Source organism: Bacillus sp. ISO11 (assembly GCF_003458115.1).
Lineage (GTDB): Bacteria > Bacillota > Bacilli > Bacillales > Bacillaceae_G > Bacillus_A > Bacillus_A cereus.
The window spans coordinates 1-14,691 of the sequence record NZ_QXCO01000062.1 but is presented as its reverse complement, the minus strand read 5'-3'; the positions used below and the strand labels follow the sequence as shown (position 1 = coordinate 14,691).

Here is a 14,691-nt window from a genome sequence, read left to right as displayed (position 1 = left end):
GCTTAAAAGGAATTGAAGCGAATGAAGATCGCTTAAAAGAGTATGTTGAGAAAAGTGTAGGAATTATTACAGCCGTGAACCCTCATATCGGTTATGAAGCAGCAGCTCGCGTTGCGAAAGAAGCAATCGCGACAGGGCAATCTGTTCGAGAACTTTGTGTGAAAAATGGTGTATTGTCACAAGAAGACTTAGAGTTAATTCTAGATCCATTCGAAATGACACACCCAGGGATTGCAGGAGCAATTCTTTTAAAGAAAAATTAAAAGAAGAGGGGGGAACAAGTCCCTCCTCTTTGTTTACAATATAGGGAGATTATAAGTAAGTATACAGTGGCGTTTAATGGTTCATAGAAACAATATTAAGAGGAGCAGAAATATGATCAACACCACTTTTAAATAAAGAGGATTTATTAAAATATCCTATCATGTTAACAACAAATTCACATGAATCTTTATAAAGCATTATGACCAACTATGAATCAATAGTTGGCCATAATGACCTTAAAGATCCATATCTTTTAATCCAGGACTATGCTCATTTGGCATTTCAGGAAGTTCTGGTACAGGAAACCCTTTTGGCGGGTCAGTTACTGCTAATGTTCCTTTGTTTCTACTTGGTGATTCACCTTGGAATATTTCTCCCATTCTTGTTGGATCTAAACTAAAATTAAATTGTGCGTTATGGAATCCCATGTCTACATACTTTCTGCACTCTGGGTATTTATTAATATCATAGTTGGGCACAGGGAAGAGTTTCCCCCATTCAACACCCAATGTCTCTAAAGCTTTTGCGAAAGCATTTTGATGTGCATTATCACGTACAATTAAAAATGCAAGTGTTTCTCTAAAAGTTTGATTGGAACTCATTTCATAAATTCTAGTTTTTTGAAGTACACCTGTAGATTCAAGTACTACGTTATCTAATAAATCGCTAATTAAGTTTCCATGACTATATACCCAAGAGCCATTCCATGGGTTGCCAGCTGCATCAACAGGCAATGAACTTTGAGCACCTACAATAAAGTGGTGAGGATTTGCATGTTTAACCGCTTCATCAAGTGGTGCTGTGTCAATACCAGCATTTCCTGGCGTAGGTTCACCAGATCCAGTTAATAGTTGATTAATTGTATGTTGTACAAGTTCTACATGGCTTATTTCCTCTAAAAAAACACCTCGAAGTAAATCACGATATTGCTTCTCTTTACCTCTAAAATTTGAGCTTTGGAAGAAGTATTGCATCATTGTACGCATTTCGCCATAATGCCCACCTAATATTTCTTGTAAAACTTTTGCAGCAGCTGGGTCTGGTTTATGCGGCTTAATCATATTAATTATTTCTTCTTTATAATAAAACATGAAGGACACCTCTTTTTAAGTTAGTTAACATTGTTATCGTGTCCGCTATTTGGTTAATTAATACTTTAATTCATTTTTTTACCAATTAATTATTACCTCAAAATGCAAAGTTTTTGGAAATAACTATTTTAGATGTGAGATGAAAATGGGGGATAGATACTTAGCATTTAATAAAAAGATAAGATTATGAAATGTAATCCTATCTTTTTATTAAGAATAATGAATTGTAGCTTCAAGGTTTCAGAATGACTTTTATACAGTCATCTTCACGATTATTAAAAATTTGATAACCGTAGCTCGCTTCTTCAAGGGGGATTTTGTGTGTAATAATCTCTTTTGGGTCAAATTCTTTATTTGTTATTTTTTCAAATAGTTCTGGCATAAAATGAATAACAGGTGCTTGTCCCATTTTAAGATTAATATTTCTAACCCAAAATGCCCCGAGTGGGAATGCATTATAATTGCCACCATAAACACCAGTCATTTGAACCGTTCCGTATTTTCTTACGGCTTTCGTAGCAATTTGAATAGGGCCGAGAGTTCCACCTTGTAATTTCAATTTTTGTTCTAGAAATTCTAGTGTTGATTTTTTTCCATCCATGCCTACGCAATCAATGACTACATCGGCGCCGCCATGTGTAATTTCCTTTAAATGTTCTCCCATATCAGGGAACTTTGTAAACTCAAATACCTCAACATTGTTAATCTTTTTTGCATAATGTATCCGATAATCTAAGTAATCCACTGCAATTACACGTTTAGCGCCTTGCATCCAAGCAAATTTTTGTGTCATTAACCCAACAGGTCCACAACCAAGGACGATAACAGTATCACCTGGCTTAACGCCTGCGTTTATTACACTCCAATAGGCTGTAGGTAAAACATCTGATAAAAATAGTAGGGATTCATCTTCAAGCTCGCATGATTCCGGTATAACAAATGGAGTGAAATTTCCAAATGGAACTTTTAAATATTCTGCTTGTCCGCCTGGATGATTACCAAATTTCTCCGTATAACCAAAGTATCCACCAGAATCGTAATGAGGGTTTGAGTTATCACATTGACTTTCCATTTCATGTTGGCAATAGAAACAATGTCCACAAGAAACGTTGAAGGGGATGACAACACGATCGCCTTTTTTCACTTTAGTGACATCTGGCCCGACTTCTTCAACGATTCCCATTGGTTCATGGCCGATAATGTATCCTTGAGGTAAGGGCATGTTACCTTGATATAAATGTAAATCAGAACCGCAAATAGCGGTTGAAGTAATCCTTACAATAATATCATCTTTTTTCTCTAACTTTGCATCATCAACTTGTTTAACTTGTACTTGATTTGGTCCTTGATAGGTTACAGCTTTCATCTCATATCTCCTTTTGGATTATGTCTCAAAACATAATTTTATTTAATCTCTTGGTGAAATAGAAATCTTGCTTTTATTTACTGAAGGGAATTAGGAAGTATACATAGTATTGTTATGAAAGTATGTTATATCAGTTATTCTTTCTTATATGTTTTGCCCTACTTTAAGAAAAAAATCAATTTTTATTCATAAACTAATTTCCATAAAAAGGATAATTATTTTTTCATAATTTGTAACATATTAAAAACATCGGAGGTGAAATAATATGGCAAACAATAATAGTGGAAATCGTAATGAATTGTTAGTTCGAGGCGCTGAACAGGCTCTTGATCAAATGAAATATGAAATTGCACAAGAGTTTGGTGTACAACTTGGTGCAGATACAACAGCTCGTGCAAACGGATCTGTTGGTGGTGAAATTACAAAACGTTTAGTAGCAATGGCTGAACAACAACTTGGTGGTAGAGCTAATCGCTAAGTGAATTGGTATAAAATATAGCAAATATGTAAATCAATTTCTTTTGTGTATTTATAAAAATAAAAAACCTTATATTAAACAGATTCTCACTCAAAGATTATTGATAATCTTCTTTCATAATCTTTGAGTATTTAATTTGTAAACTACTTTCCTAAACAAAAAACACGCAGTGTTGGAAAGGTGTTTTCCATGCATAATAGAAAATCTTTTGCAGGAAAAAGCATACTTAAAAATTTGATTTCAATATTGAAATCAATATTTATTATGATATTTTCGAAAGGTAGGAATTTAAAAATGGGTATATTAAGTGGAAATCCTCAAAATGAACCTTTACATTACGGAGAAGTATTTGACATTTGGAGTTATCTTCTTGCTGCACAGGGTGCAATTGCAAGTCATCAAGTATTTATGAATCATACAGGTGATGAAGATTTGAAGAAGTTTTTAGAAGGCTTAATTGAAAATGATATGAATTCGGAAATAGAAGAATTAAAAGCTCTTTTAAAGATTAATGGCGTAGCATTACCGCCTGCTCCTCCAGAACGACCAGTTGCATCTATCGAAGACATTCCCCCAGGGGCACGTATTAATGATGTTGAAATAGCAGCAGCTGTTTCTACAGGATTAGCAGCTGGACTTGTGACATGTAGTCAAGTGATGGGAAAATGTCTTCGAGAAGATGTAGGGATGCTATTTGGACAATTTCATATGAAAAAAGCGCAAGCAGGTGTAACGTTGCTGCGTTTAAGTAAGAAAAAAGGGTGGGTAGTTCCACCTCCGTTACATGTAAGAAATTCTGATCAAGCTTAATAAACAAAAATAAAAAAGTGGCATTGGCCACTTTTTTATTTTTTAGATGTATCCTCAAGCTTGGATTTATTTATTGTGGAAGAATCTATATATTCATCTGATATTTCCATAGCATATTTATCATGATGAATATGATTGCGATTTTTTAATTCATCGTCGTTACGTAGCACTAGCCTCTTCATATAAATATGGAAGAAAACTTCTGTTCCACCAATAATTAAAGCGGCTATAAATGAAGAAAGTCCAATGTTACGAGTAGCATCTAAATTAGTAAACAAGGATGTTAGTAACCAAGTTCCGAAAAAGCTTAAGCCGAAATCTGCCATTGTAGCAATCATATTTCCGTATTTAGGTAAAATGAAGAGGTCTCCAATTAAATAGGCAGCTCCCGTAAGAAAAAGAGAAATTAGTAATACTCTAGGAATTGAAATGCCTTGAAAGATACTGAGCATGATTAGCAATACTGCAGTTATCGCTGTGTATTTAATTAATAAGGCAACAATATGTTTCATCATTTTCCTCCATTGTTTAAACGTATATGGAATACAATATTTCATTAAAAACGGATTATGCTTTTATATAGCGTAACCCGTTTTAATCACCCCTTAATGGTAAGAAGTACAACCTGGGTAAGAAGCAGGCTTATACTATGGATAGTATTTGCGGAATATCGAGCTTTATTCATAAAGGGTAGTTCCATTCTTATAATAGAGATGTTGCCTAAGTACAGTGTTTTTTCATATTAAACTTAATATTCGTTGGTGTTTTGATTCATTAATATAAAAATAAACAAAGTATTTCCGCATTTAATGCATCTTTTTATCTATATATTTTCCGTAATCAGGTACAGCAATTTTATCAAATTCTTGAACGAGTGTTTTGAGGCTTGTTGATAGCAATTCACCTGACATTGGTATCCCATGTCCAGTAATAGCGACTAGAGGCTTTAATTCTTCTAATTTAATGACTGATTCTTTAGCTGCTTTCCAGTCTGTTGTTAAATAACGAGGGGGTCCGCTTATTTCCTGTTCTTGAGTTATTACTTTATACAGATACTCCTGTTTCACTGTAACAAAAGCGTCCCCAGCAATTAAAGTTCGGTCTTTCTCTCTGAATAATGAAATATGCCCAGGAGTATGCCCTGATGTATGAATCCATCTAAACTCTGGCATATGGGGAACAGTTCCATCGGTAGGTAGTGCTTTTACGCTATTTCCTAAATCAATCGGTTCATTAGGGAACAGGGGAGACATTTTCGCTACCATACCACCTTCAACTGTAGGGTCTGGTTCTGGATAGCTTTGTTGTCCAGTCAAAAACGGTATCTCCATTTGATGGGCATAGACTGGAACATCCCAATATTTAATGAGTTCAATTATTCCTCCAACATGATCAAAATGCCCATGAGTTAAAATAATTGCTTTTGGGCGACTATTGGTACCAAATCGATCTTCAGCGATAGAGATAATTTCATTTGCACATTTAGGCATTCCAGCATCAACTAAAACAAAATCATTGGTCTTAGGATTTCCAACAAAGCATATATTGACGATTTGAATCGTGTAACAAAATAAATCAGGTAATACTTCGAGGCCATGACCACTTTCAATTGAAGTTGCTGGAATAAACTTGTAATCACTTCCATAATTCATTTCCTTGTCCACCTTTTATCCCCCTTAATATGTTTCAATACGACATTATAGTTCCCTAATTTCTCAAATCCATTTTGAGGCATTTGAAAAAAAGAATAGTGGGGGGAGTACAAAAAATTAAGTCCTAGAATTAAGGTGGAGACATATGAATTTATATAATAGTTTCTACAGTTTTTTTGAGAAGGGTGATGGGTTAATAAAAATTAATCTTTATATTTTAATGTGTATTTATATAAAAAATACATAACAGTAACTAATAAAACGCCATTAAATAAGACGATGAATTGTACAGATGCTTTTCGTAATGAAAAAATGTTTAGTTTTGGAGATGGAATTGAAGTGAATGAGAGGTGGAGAAATAAAAATAATTATCTCTTCCTAAGTTAATTATATCATGTAAATCAAGTTCGAAATAGACTGTTTATTCGTATTTACTACTGATACAATCAAGAACACACGTAAAGTAAGGAGAGATGTTACATGAGTTCTTTCGTTCTCGATTTTCAGGAAATAGAAAACACGCAGCTTTTGCTCGTCGGTGGAAAAGGTTTGAATTTAGGGGAGTTAACAAACATTCAAGGTATACAAGTACCCGAAGGTTTTTGTGTTACAACGGTAGGATATGAAAAGGCTATCGAGCAAAATGAAGAGTTTCAAACTTTGTTGCAGCAGCTAACAAAGTTGAAAATGGAAGAGCGTGCTCAAATTGGTGAAATGAGTAAGAAGATTAGAGAAGTCATTATGGCAGTAGAAATCCCTACTGATGTAGTGGAAGCAGTAGCTCATTATCTCTCGCGTTTTGGAAATGAACATGCGTATGCCGTGCGTTCGAGTGCTACGGCTGAAGATTTACCGTATGCTTCATTTGCAGGTCAACAAGATACGTATTTAAATATTATCGGAGAAGAAGCGATTTTACAGCATGTAAGAAAGTGCTGGGCTTCTTTATTTACAGATCGAGCGGTTATATACCGAATGCAAAACGGTTTTGATCATAATCAAGTTTCTATATGTGTTGTCATTCAAAAAATGGTTTTCCCTGTGGCTTCAGGGATTTTATTTACTGCGGATCCGATTACTTCGAATAGGAAGGTGTTGTCAATCGATGCCAGCTTTGGACTTGGCGAAGCGCTAGTATCTGGATTGGTTTCTGCAGATAATTATAAGGTAAAAGAAGACGAAATCGTCGAAAAGGTCATCGCAACGAAAAAATTAGCCATCTATGGACGAAAAGAAGGCGGAACAGAGAGAAAGAAAATTGCTCCTAATAAGCAAAAAGTTCAAACACTTACTGAACAACAGATTTTACAACTAGCACGCATCGGAAGACAAATCGAAGCTTATTTTGGTTGTCCGCAAGATATTGAATGGTGCTTAGTTGATGATACAATTTATATAGTCCAAAGCAGACCGATTACGACTTTATATCCAATTCCAGAAGTAAATGATGGGGAAAATCACGTGTATATATCAGTTGGTCACCAACAAATGATGACCGATGCGATGAAACCATTAGGTTTATCTTTTTTCTTGTTAACGACTAGTGCCCCTATGCGTAAAGCGGGAGGCAGGTTATTTGTCGATGCTACGCAACAATTAGCTTTACCTGCTAGCAGAGATTACTTAATAAACACTTTAGGAAAATCGGATCCACTCGTAAGAGATGCATTAACGACTATAGTTGAGCGAGATAATTTTATTAAATTATTACCAGATGATGAAAAAGAAAAGAGTGTTGGTAAAGGTGTGCCACCTGCAAGCGCGCAACCAGAAATCGAAAATGATCCAGCAATCGTTACGGAATTAATAAAGAATAGTGAAGCATCACTTGAAGAGTTAAAACAAAATATGCAACTGAAATCAGGAGTGGACGTACTTGATTTTATTTTGGAAGATATTCAGCAATTAAAGAAAGTATTGTTTAACCCGCAAAGTATCGCTGTCATTATGGCTGGTATGAATGCTTCAACATGGATAAATGAAAAGATGGAGCAATGGTTAGGTGAAAAAAATGCAGCAGACACGCTTTCTCAATCCGTACAAAATAATATTACATCTGAAATGGGTTTAGCATTAATGGATGTCGCTGATGTGATTCGGCCGTACAAAGAAGTTATTACGTATTTACAACATGTAGAAGATGATAGCTTTTTAAATGAACTAGTTCAGTTTAAAGGTGGAGAAGAAGCTCGAGATGCTATTCTAACTTTTCTAAATAAATACGGAATGAGATGTAGCGGAGAAATAGATATTACGAAAACGCGCTGGAGTGAAAAGCCAACTACAATTATCCCGATGATTTTAAATAATATAAGAGATTTTGAATATGGTGCGAGTAAGCGGAAATTTGAAGAAGGACTGCAAGAAGCTTTGAAAAAAGAAGAAGAGTTAGTAGATCGATTACAGCACTTATCGGGTGGAAAACAAAAAGTAGAAGAAACGAAGCGAATGATTCGTAATATCCGTAATTTTATCGGCTATCGTGAATATCCAAAATACGGTATGATTAATCGTTATTTCATATATAAGCAAGCGTTACTGAAAGAAGCTGAGCAACTTGTGCAGAGCGGTGTCATTCATGAAGTTGATGATATATACTATTTAACTTTTGAAGAGCTTCACGAAGTTGTTCGCACGAATAAACTAAATTATGAGCTTATTCATAAACAAAAAAATGATTATAAATTATACGAAAAACTAACGCCTCCTCGTATAATGACGTCCGATGGAGAAATCATTACAGGTAAATATAAACGAGAAAACCTCCCAGCTGACGCGATTGTAGGTCTGCCTGTTTCGTCTGGAGTAGTTGAGGGGAGAGCTCGCGTTATTTTAAACATGGAAGAAGCGAATTTAGAAGAGGGTGATATATTAGTTACAGCTTTTACTGATCCGGGCTGGACACCATTGTTTGTGTCTATAAAAGGGTTAGTCACTGAAGTTGGCGGACTTATGACCCACGGAGCAGTAATTGCACGTGAATATGGATTACCGGCAGTTGTTGGAGTAGAGAATGCTACGAAATTAATAAAAGACGGACAACGAATTCGGGTACATGGAACAGAAGGGTATATTGAAGTGTTGTAATGAAATAAAAGAACATCCGCTATTATAGTGGATGTTCTTTTATTATATAGCTGACTTATTTCTTTAAGCCAGCCGCATAAAAAGGTCCATGAACTGCGATTATTGATAATATGAACAATAATGTTCGTACGCAAATATTAGAAGGGTTAAAAGCAAAAGGAGATACTGTAACAACAGATCAAGCTGCGAAATTAGTAACACCTATTGTAAAGAACGTGAAAAATATGAATGAGGTCGGCAAAAATAGTGCGAACGGTAACTCACCAATATCATTGTTCCAGCCGTTATGGATTGCAAGTTTAGCTAGTGCAGCGATTATTTTTATTGCGATTAGTAAAATGCCAGTAAGCTCAAGAAAAGAAAACTTTCTGTTAAAAGTAAACCAAATCGTAACAGGAGCTATTGCGACACTTGTAATTGGATTTGGTCTTACATGGATTGCGGATGGGATGGTAGGGTTAAATATTTCGAACTTCACGGATACAGCTCTATTCTTATCCATTACTTCTTTTAGTTTCTTCTTAATGATATCTGCGGTACTTTCATTGGTTGGGCTAAAAGGAATCGGTTTATTCGCTTTATTACTATTCTTCGGGGCGCCGTTACTATCATTAGCACCTGAGATGTTGTCTCCGTTTTATCAAGACTGGGTTTACTCATGGTTACCAATGAAATTTATGATTGAAGGCCTAAGAGAAATCTTCTTCTTCGGAAAAGGGTTAAGTTGGAATACTCCTGTTACTGTACTCGTTTGGATTGGTATAGTAAGTATGGTTACTATATTAGCAACTGCATTCAAACGTAGTGTAGTAAAAGGGCATAAAACAGAATTGAACGCTTAAAAAAAAGCCGTTTCACTAATTAGTGAAACGGCTTTTTTTGATGAAATCTATAAGCTGAAGAATGAATATTTGCTGATAATAAAGTTTGTTAATTTTTCTGGCTTTTCCTCAATGTAAACACCTAATTGTTGAAAAGTGTTATGTTTAGAATTAAGTCGGGATCTCTAAAGGTCACGTACATTCCAGACAATCTCACCACGTTCGTCATCCCACGTACTGTGATGACGCTTAAATCCTATCTTTTCTAGTACCCGGAGGGAAGCGATATTCCAAGCGCCTACAGTCGACCAAAGTCTTTGGCGTCCAGTAGCAATCGCCGCGTCCAGTACAACAGATGCCGCCTCAGTCGCATAACCTTTACCATGAGCGCTGCGGAACAACTCGTATGCAATCTCCGGCTCTTCAAGTGTGGAACGACCGATAATCAAGCCGCAGTATCCGATGAAATCGCCTTCGTCTCTTCTTCGAATAGTGAGAAGGGAAATGCCATTTTCATCTGCTTTCTTACGCATCTCAATAAGCCGGTTACGAACGGAGTCGAGGGTCGGCATGTCCACACCACGTTCGCCAATTAATTTCCTCATCCAAACTGAATCGGATTCCTCCCACATACTCAGGTCAAGTCGTTCGGTTTTTAGCTGGAACTCCATAGTTTTAAATAAAGATGGCATAGTGGAACCTCCTAATTATGTCACTTAACTCATAATAGCTTCGCACCGCATCATGTTGAACCAATCGTTGATTCGCGAATTTATTTTCCTAACTCCCGCGAGAGTTTATAGCAACAGTATACAATAGTATTATTTTATGCATAAGCAATTCCTTTCCAAAATAGACCCTTTTCTCAAACTTTTCTTTCAATCTAAAGCCGTCCCGTTAAATACACAGGCTCCTACTATTTCTAAATGCATAAAATGTTAAGCGAAAGTATGGGGGGATACGATGTATAATTCAAATTATTATGATTGGTATAGGCAAAATGATAAGTTGATAAGTGATATTGAAAAAGCTATAAATGGAGAGTATAGCGCCATAAGCTGCTATGCAAAATTAGCGAATATGGCTCCAAGTCAAGCAGAGAAAAAACAAATTCTTGAAATTCGTAATGATGAAATAAAACATTTTCATCACTTTGTACAAATTTATACGAATTTAACTGGCAGGCAGCCGAAACCACAGATTACCGAAGACTGTCCGAATACCTACTTACAAGGATTAGAGTTCGCTATACAAGATGAGCAAAAGACAGTAGATTTTTATTTGGAAATTTCAGATGAGACATCGGATGCACATCTGAAAGATTTGTTACGGAGAATAGCTGCGGATGAACAAAATCATGCGGTATGGTTTTTATATTACTTCGTGAAGTCGAAGTGAGCATTAAGAATGAACGGCTAATGTGGTGCATATATTAGAAATTATTTTAAAAGGCAGTGCAACAATTGCATGAAAAACTTAATAAGCATAAAGAAACCGTTTCATAAGTAGTGGGACGGTTTTTTTTCGCGGTGAAATACAAGTTACATAGATATCGACAAAATATGGTAATTTAATTTGGTATATAATGTATGAAATGAAAACGAAAATAAATAAGCTAGGAGCAAATAAATGAAAAGAGGAATTACAGTAGATATTCCAAATGAATATGATAATTTACTTTGGAAAGTGTTAAAGCCAATTGATATTTCTTCATATGATTGGTGGGTAGGGAGTGAGGAGTCATACTTAATAGCACGTGGTGGATTGGATGAGGCATTATTTCCAGAAGGACCAAGTATAGTGGAAGGATCAGATTTGAAAATATTATTTAAAGACAATATATATTATGTTATTTTTGCAGATTTAAAAGCGTATTCAAAAGGAGAGGAAGTAGTAGATATTGAAACATATGAAGCATTTAAAGAGAGTAAGTGTGAATTAGTTTTACTAGTTGCGGATTGTACATACGTCACAATTTACGCTAAAGATCAAAAACAGATTGAATTGATGTATGAAAACGCAAGGAATCAAGGTTATTATGTTGAATACGTTACCGACGAAAATGACGGTAGAACGCGTTTATCAGTATGATAGCGATAGGAAAGGGGAACAGCGATATGGAGAGAAATACAGTTAAAGAATATACAATTCGAACTGCTACTGAAGAGGAAAGCGATAGCATTATTACTCTATTAAAAGAAGTAGCACAATGGCTACAATATAAAGAAGTGGATCAGTGGCAGTATCTTTTAGGAGAGGAAGCTACGGCTGAAATACTAGAATGTATAAGAGAGAAATATACATATGTTGTTCTGAAAGAAGATGAAATAGTTGGTACGGTTACAGTTTCTCCTAAACAAAATGAATGGGATGAACATATTTTTGGTAAAGAGGAAGTTTCTAATTCATTATATATTCATAGATTTGCGGTGAAACGGAAGTATAAGGGGAACGGAATTGGAGAATGGATTTTACAGTGGATAGAAGAGAATGTACAACATGACAAAGAGTATTTGAAGTTAGATTGCGTGGGGCATAATCGTACGTTGAATGATTTTTATAAGAAAAATAATTTTGAATATGTTGGAAGTACGGATGGGCTTAGTAAGTTTCAAAAGAAAAGGAGAATGTGAATGCATCCAATTAACGTAAGTTTAGTTGAAAAGTTAATACAGGAACAGTTTCCCGAATGGGCCCATTTAGAAGTGAAACCTGTAAAGTTTAGTGGGCATGATAATAGGACGTTTCACTTAGGGGATGAGATGAGTGTAAGATTGCCAAGTGATGCGGCATATGCACCGCAAGTAGAGAAAGAAAATAGTTGGCTTCCTATATTAAGTAAGAGACTTTCTTTACCAATTTCTACACCAATTGCGAAAGGAAATCCGTCTGAAGCGTATCCATTGCCTTGGTCTATTAATAAGTGGATAGAGGGAGAAACAGTTACGAAACAAAATGTTCGTGATTTAAATGAATTTGCGGCGGACTTAGGATCCTTTTTAGTAGAATTGCAATCTATTAATGCGAGTAACGGCCCTTTAGCTGGAGCACATAATTTTTACAGGGGCGGACTTATATCGGTATATGATAAAGAGGCGAGAGGTGCGATCGAAAATAATAAGGACGTTTTTGATGAAATCGTATTAAAGCATCTTTGGGATTTAGCACTTCAGTCAACGTGGGAGCGTAAACCAGTTTGGGTTCATGGGGATGTTGCACCTGGAAACTTACTCGTTAAGGACGGAAAGCTTTGTGCTGTAATTGATTTTGGTATTTTAGGTGTAGGAGATCCTGCTTGTGATGCGGCGATGGCATGGACTTTTTTTGATAAGAATAGCAGAAACGTATTTAAAGAAGTATTGCGCATAGATGAAGAAACGTGGAATAGAGCAAGAGGATGGGCACTTTGGAAGGCGTTAATTACATATGATACGAATAGGGATAGTAATGAAAAAGTAGCAGAAGAATCGTATCGTATCATTCAAGTGATTGTGGATGATTATGAGAGGTAATAGAAAAGCCTATTTTAAAATAGGCTTTTTCATATGATTAAATAGTAGAAATGGAAAGAAGGAATATAACATAATTATACAGAATATTTAGATAATAGGAGGTGTCGAATTTTGAGTGAAATTGAATTAAAGAGTAATGTAATTAAGACAGGGAGAGAGAAGGGAATTATTCTTCGGTTTATACTTGCTAGTCTTGTTGGGGTGTTTATGTTTTTCGTTCCTGTTACGATAAACGGTGCATCGTCTATTATGATTGATCATATCGTATCGTGGATTAGGGCTTCGGTTCCAGGCATAGTACCTTATTATGCATTATTTGTTATGGCAATTGGTGCGATTTATCCATTTTATACGAAGAAATGGAATGCATCTATCGTAGACATTTGTTTTTCTATTTTAAAAGTAGTTGGCGTTGTTTTTGGCATATTATATTGTTTAAAAGTAGGACCAGCTTGGTTCTTTGCGCCAGATGTTGGACCGTTTTTGTATGAGAAGCTAGTCATATCAGTAAGTTTGCTCGTTCCAATTGGCTCGGCGTTTTTAGCGTTATTAGTCGGATATGGATTGCTTGAATTTATCGGTACATTTTGTCGGCCAATTATGAGGCCATTATGGAATACGCCGGGGAGATCGGCAATCGACGCAGTTGCGTCCTTCGTTGGAAGTTATTCGCTTGCTCTCCTTATTACGAATCGCGTGTATAAAGAAGGAAAGTATACGACAAAAGAAGCGGCGATTATCGCTACAGGATTTTCTACAGTATCCGCTACATTTATGATCATCATCGCAAAAACATTAGATATTATGCATTTATGGAATGTTTATTTTTGGACTACACTTGTTGTAACATTCATCGTGACTGCTATCACCGTAAGAATCCCGCCCCTCAGTAGAAAACCAGATACATATGTAACAGAAGAAGGGTTCCCAGAGCCTGTTTATAAAGAGAAAATGTTAGAACGTGCTTGGGAAGATGCGTTAGAAGTATCAAAGTCTGCACCGAGCATTATGAAAAATATTGCAGTGAATTTAAAAGATGGATTTATTATGACGATGGGAATTTTACCATCTATTATGTCAGTAGGATTAATTGGTATCGTCTTAGCGAAGTTTACGCCAATATTTGATTGGATCAGTTATATTTTCTATCCGTTTACATGGCTATTACAATTACCAGAAGCAGACTTAGCCGCTAAAGCCGCATCAGTTGGTATTGCAGAAATGTTTTTACCGTCATTATTAGTAGTAAGTGCACCAATTGTGACAAAGTTTGTTATTGCAGTTGTTTCCGTATCATCTATTTTGTTTTTCTCCGCTTCCATTCCTTGTATATTATCAACAGATATTCCATTAAAAGTATCTGAACTTATTATTTTATATGTGCAGAGAACGATTTTAACGTTACTTATTATTACGCCGATTGCTTATTTATTGCTTTAAAGTTTTAATAAGATAAAGTTATAAAAAAGAAGCCGTCTGTAAATGAAGTGACCCCTAAAAGTTAGACACGGTTATTTCATTAGGCAGCTTGATAAAAATGAGTCCGGTATTGCACCGGGCTCATTTTTAATTTTGCCTTTATCCGTTTTGTATTGTAATAATCTATATAT

15 protein-coding genes and 1 pseudogene are annotated in these 14,691 nt (G+C 35.7%); 10 read left to right on the top strand and 6 right to left on the bottom strand.

Features of this window, described 5'->3' with window-relative positions:
* Positions 1-263: aspartate ammonia-lyase (locus D1166_RS30120; protein ID WP_118043540.1), on the top strand; the 263-nt coding region annotated here is incomplete at its 5' end.
* 237 nt (positions 264-500) lie between these two features.
* Here the strand turns inward: D1166_RS30120 and D1166_RS30115 are convergent.
* Together D1166_RS30115 and D1166_RS30110 are read right to left on the bottom strand one after the other, a co-directional pair.
* Positions 501-1,355 carry a manganese catalase family protein gene (locus D1166_RS30115; RefSeq protein WP_000500351.1) on the bottom strand — a complete coding sequence of 285 codons (855 nt, stop codon included), beginning with the start codon at positions 1,353-1,355 and terminating at the stop codon, positions 501-503.
* A gap of 232 nt (positions 1,356-1,587) precedes the next feature.
* Positions 1,588-2,721, bottom strand: coding sequence for a zinc-dependent alcohol dehydrogenase (locus tag D1166_RS30110; RefSeq protein ID WP_000649090.1), 1,134 nt, complete (start codon positions 2,719-2,721; stop codon positions 1,588-1,590).
* A gap of 265 nt (positions 2,722-2,986) precedes the next feature.
* Here D1166_RS30110 and sasP point away from each other — a divergent pair, with 265 nt between their 5' ends.
* Both sasP and D1166_RS30100 read left to right on the top strand, forming a co-directional pair.
* A complete protein-coding gene (sasP, locus tag D1166_RS30105; protein WP_000002832.1) occupies positions 2,987-3,199 on the top strand; it encodes a small acid-soluble spore protein, SasP family in 213 nt (70 codons plus the stop codon).
* A gap of 294 nt (positions 3,200-3,493) precedes the next feature.
* On the top strand, positions 3,494-4,009 hold the full coding sequence (locus D1166_RS30100) for a DUF3231 family protein (RefSeq protein ID WP_001986359.1): 516 nt from the start codon (positions 3,494-3,496) through the stop codon (positions 4,007-4,009).
* A 35-nt stretch (positions 4,010-4,044) separates the two neighbouring features.
* On the opposite strand, the gene D1166_RS30095 is transcribed toward D1166_RS30100, so the two are convergent.
* Together D1166_RS30095 and D1166_RS30090 are read right to left on the bottom strand one after the other, a co-directional pair.
* Entirely contained in the window at positions 4,045-4,521 is a 477-nt protein-coding gene (locus tag D1166_RS30095) for a YndM family protein (protein ID WP_000680670.1), read from the bottom strand.
* Positions 4,522-4,815: 294 nt separating this feature from the next.
* Positions 4,816-5,673 (bottom strand): MBL fold metallo-hydrolase, encoded by an 858-nt coding sequence (locus D1166_RS30090; RefSeq protein ID WP_000356903.1) that lies wholly within the window; start codon positions 5,671-5,673, stop codon positions 4,816-4,818.
* A gap of 468 nt (positions 5,674-6,141) precedes the next feature.
* Here D1166_RS30090 and ppsA point away from each other — a divergent pair, with 468 nt between their 5' ends.
* Both ppsA and D1166_RS30080 read left to right on the top strand, forming a co-directional pair.
* The gene (gene ppsA, locus D1166_RS30085; protein ID WP_000094212.1) at positions 6,142-8,748 is read left to right on the top strand and encodes a phosphoenolpyruvate synthase; all 2,607 of its coding nucleotides are present in this window, start codon (positions 6,142-6,144) and stop codon (positions 8,746-8,748) included.
* Positions 8,749-8,843: 95 nt separating this feature from the next.
* Positions 8,844-9,590 (top strand): annotated as a pseudogene (locus D1166_RS30080) (DUF3533 domain-containing protein); the annotation flags it as partial.
* 164 nt (positions 9,591-9,754) lie between these two features.
* Here D1166_RS30080 and D1166_RS30075 read toward each other — a convergent pair.
* A complete protein-coding gene (locus D1166_RS30075) occupies positions 9,755-10,261 on the bottom strand; it encodes a GNAT family N-acetyltransferase (protein WP_001139531.1) in 507 nt (168 codons plus the stop codon).
* A 271-nt stretch (positions 10,262-10,532) separates the two neighbouring features.
* Here D1166_RS30075 and D1166_RS30070 point away from each other — a divergent pair, with 271 nt between their 5' ends.
* The 5 genes from D1166_RS30070 to D1166_RS30050 all read left to right on the top strand — a co-directional run bounded on the left by D1166_RS30070 (position 10,533) and on the right by D1166_RS30050 (position 14,521).
* A complete protein-coding gene (locus D1166_RS30070) occupies positions 10,533-10,967 on the top strand; it encodes a ferritin-like domain-containing protein (RefSeq protein WP_000282836.1) in 435 nt (144 codons plus the stop codon).
* Between the two features lie 231 nt (positions 10,968-11,198).
* Positions 11,199-11,660, top strand: a complete 462-nt coding sequence (locus tag D1166_RS30065; protein WP_000820207.1) for a DUF2691 family protein — start codon at positions 11,199-11,201, stop codon at positions 11,658-11,660.
* 26 nt (positions 11,661-11,686) lie between these two features.
* Positions 11,687-12,202 (top strand): GNAT family N-acetyltransferase, encoded by a 516-nt coding sequence (locus tag D1166_RS30060; protein ID WP_000440851.1) that lies wholly within the window; start codon positions 11,687-11,689, stop codon positions 12,200-12,202.
* Positions 12,203-13,081: an aminoglycoside phosphotransferase family protein gene (locus D1166_RS30055; RefSeq protein ID WP_000553364.1), complete on the top strand. Its 879-nt coding sequence runs from the start codon at positions 12,203-12,205 to the stop codon at positions 13,079-13,081.
* A gap of 111 nt (positions 13,082-13,192) precedes the next feature.
* A complete protein-coding gene (locus tag D1166_RS30050; RefSeq protein WP_001289414.1) occupies positions 13,193-14,521 on the top strand; it encodes a YjiH family protein in 1,329 nt (442 codons plus the stop codon).
* A gap of 79 nt (positions 14,522-14,600) precedes the next feature.
* Here D1166_RS30050 and D1166_RS30045 read toward each other — a convergent pair.
* Positions 14,601-14,691, bottom strand: a 91-nt coding sequence (locus D1166_RS30045) for an IS3 family transposase (protein WP_130953558.1), incomplete at its 5' end; no start/stop codon positions are given.

What these genes read in the sequence shown, in the direction of transcription:
- D1166_RS30115 (WP_000500351.1), bottom strand. Translation starts at nt 1,355, where the DNA reads ATGTTTTATTATAAAGAAGAAATAATTAATATGATTAAGCCGCATAAA.
- D1166_RS30110 (WP_000649090.1), bottom strand. Translation starts at nt 2,721, where the DNA reads ATGAAAGCTGTAACCTATCAAGGACCAAATCAAGTACAAGTTAAACAA.
- sasP (WP_000002832.1), top strand. Translation starts at nt 2,987, where the DNA reads ATGGCAAACAATAATAGTGGAAATCGTAATGAATTGTTAGTTCGAGGC.
- D1166_RS30100 (WP_001986359.1), top strand. Translation starts at nt 3,494, where the DNA reads ATGGGTATATTAAGTGGAAATCCTCAAAATGAACCTTTACATTACGGA.
- D1166_RS30095 (WP_000680670.1), bottom strand. Translation starts at nt 4,521, where the DNA reads ATGAAACATATTGTTGCCTTATTAATTAAATACACAGCGATAACTGCA.
- ppsA (WP_000094212.1), top strand. Translation starts at nt 6,142, where the DNA reads ATGAGTTCTTTCGTTCTCGATTTTCAGGAAATAGAAAACACGCAGCTT.
- D1166_RS30075 (WP_001139531.1), bottom strand. Translation starts at nt 10,261, where the DNA reads ATGCCATCTTTATTTAAAACTATGGAGTTCCAGCTAAAAACCGAACGA.
- D1166_RS30070 (WP_000282836.1), top strand. Translation starts at nt 10,533, where the DNA reads ATGTATAATTCAAATTATTATGATTGGTATAGGCAAAATGATAAGTTG.
- D1166_RS30065 (WP_000820207.1), top strand. Translation starts at nt 11,199, where the DNA reads ATGAAAAGAGGAATTACAGTAGATATTCCAAATGAATATGATAATTTA.
- D1166_RS30060 (WP_000440851.1), top strand. Translation starts at nt 11,687, where the DNA reads ATGGAGAGAAATACAGTTAAAGAATATACAATTCGAACTGCTACTGAA.
- D1166_RS30055 (WP_000553364.1), top strand. Translation starts at nt 12,203, where the DNA reads ATGCATCCAATTAACGTAAGTTTAGTTGAAAAGTTAATACAGGAACAG.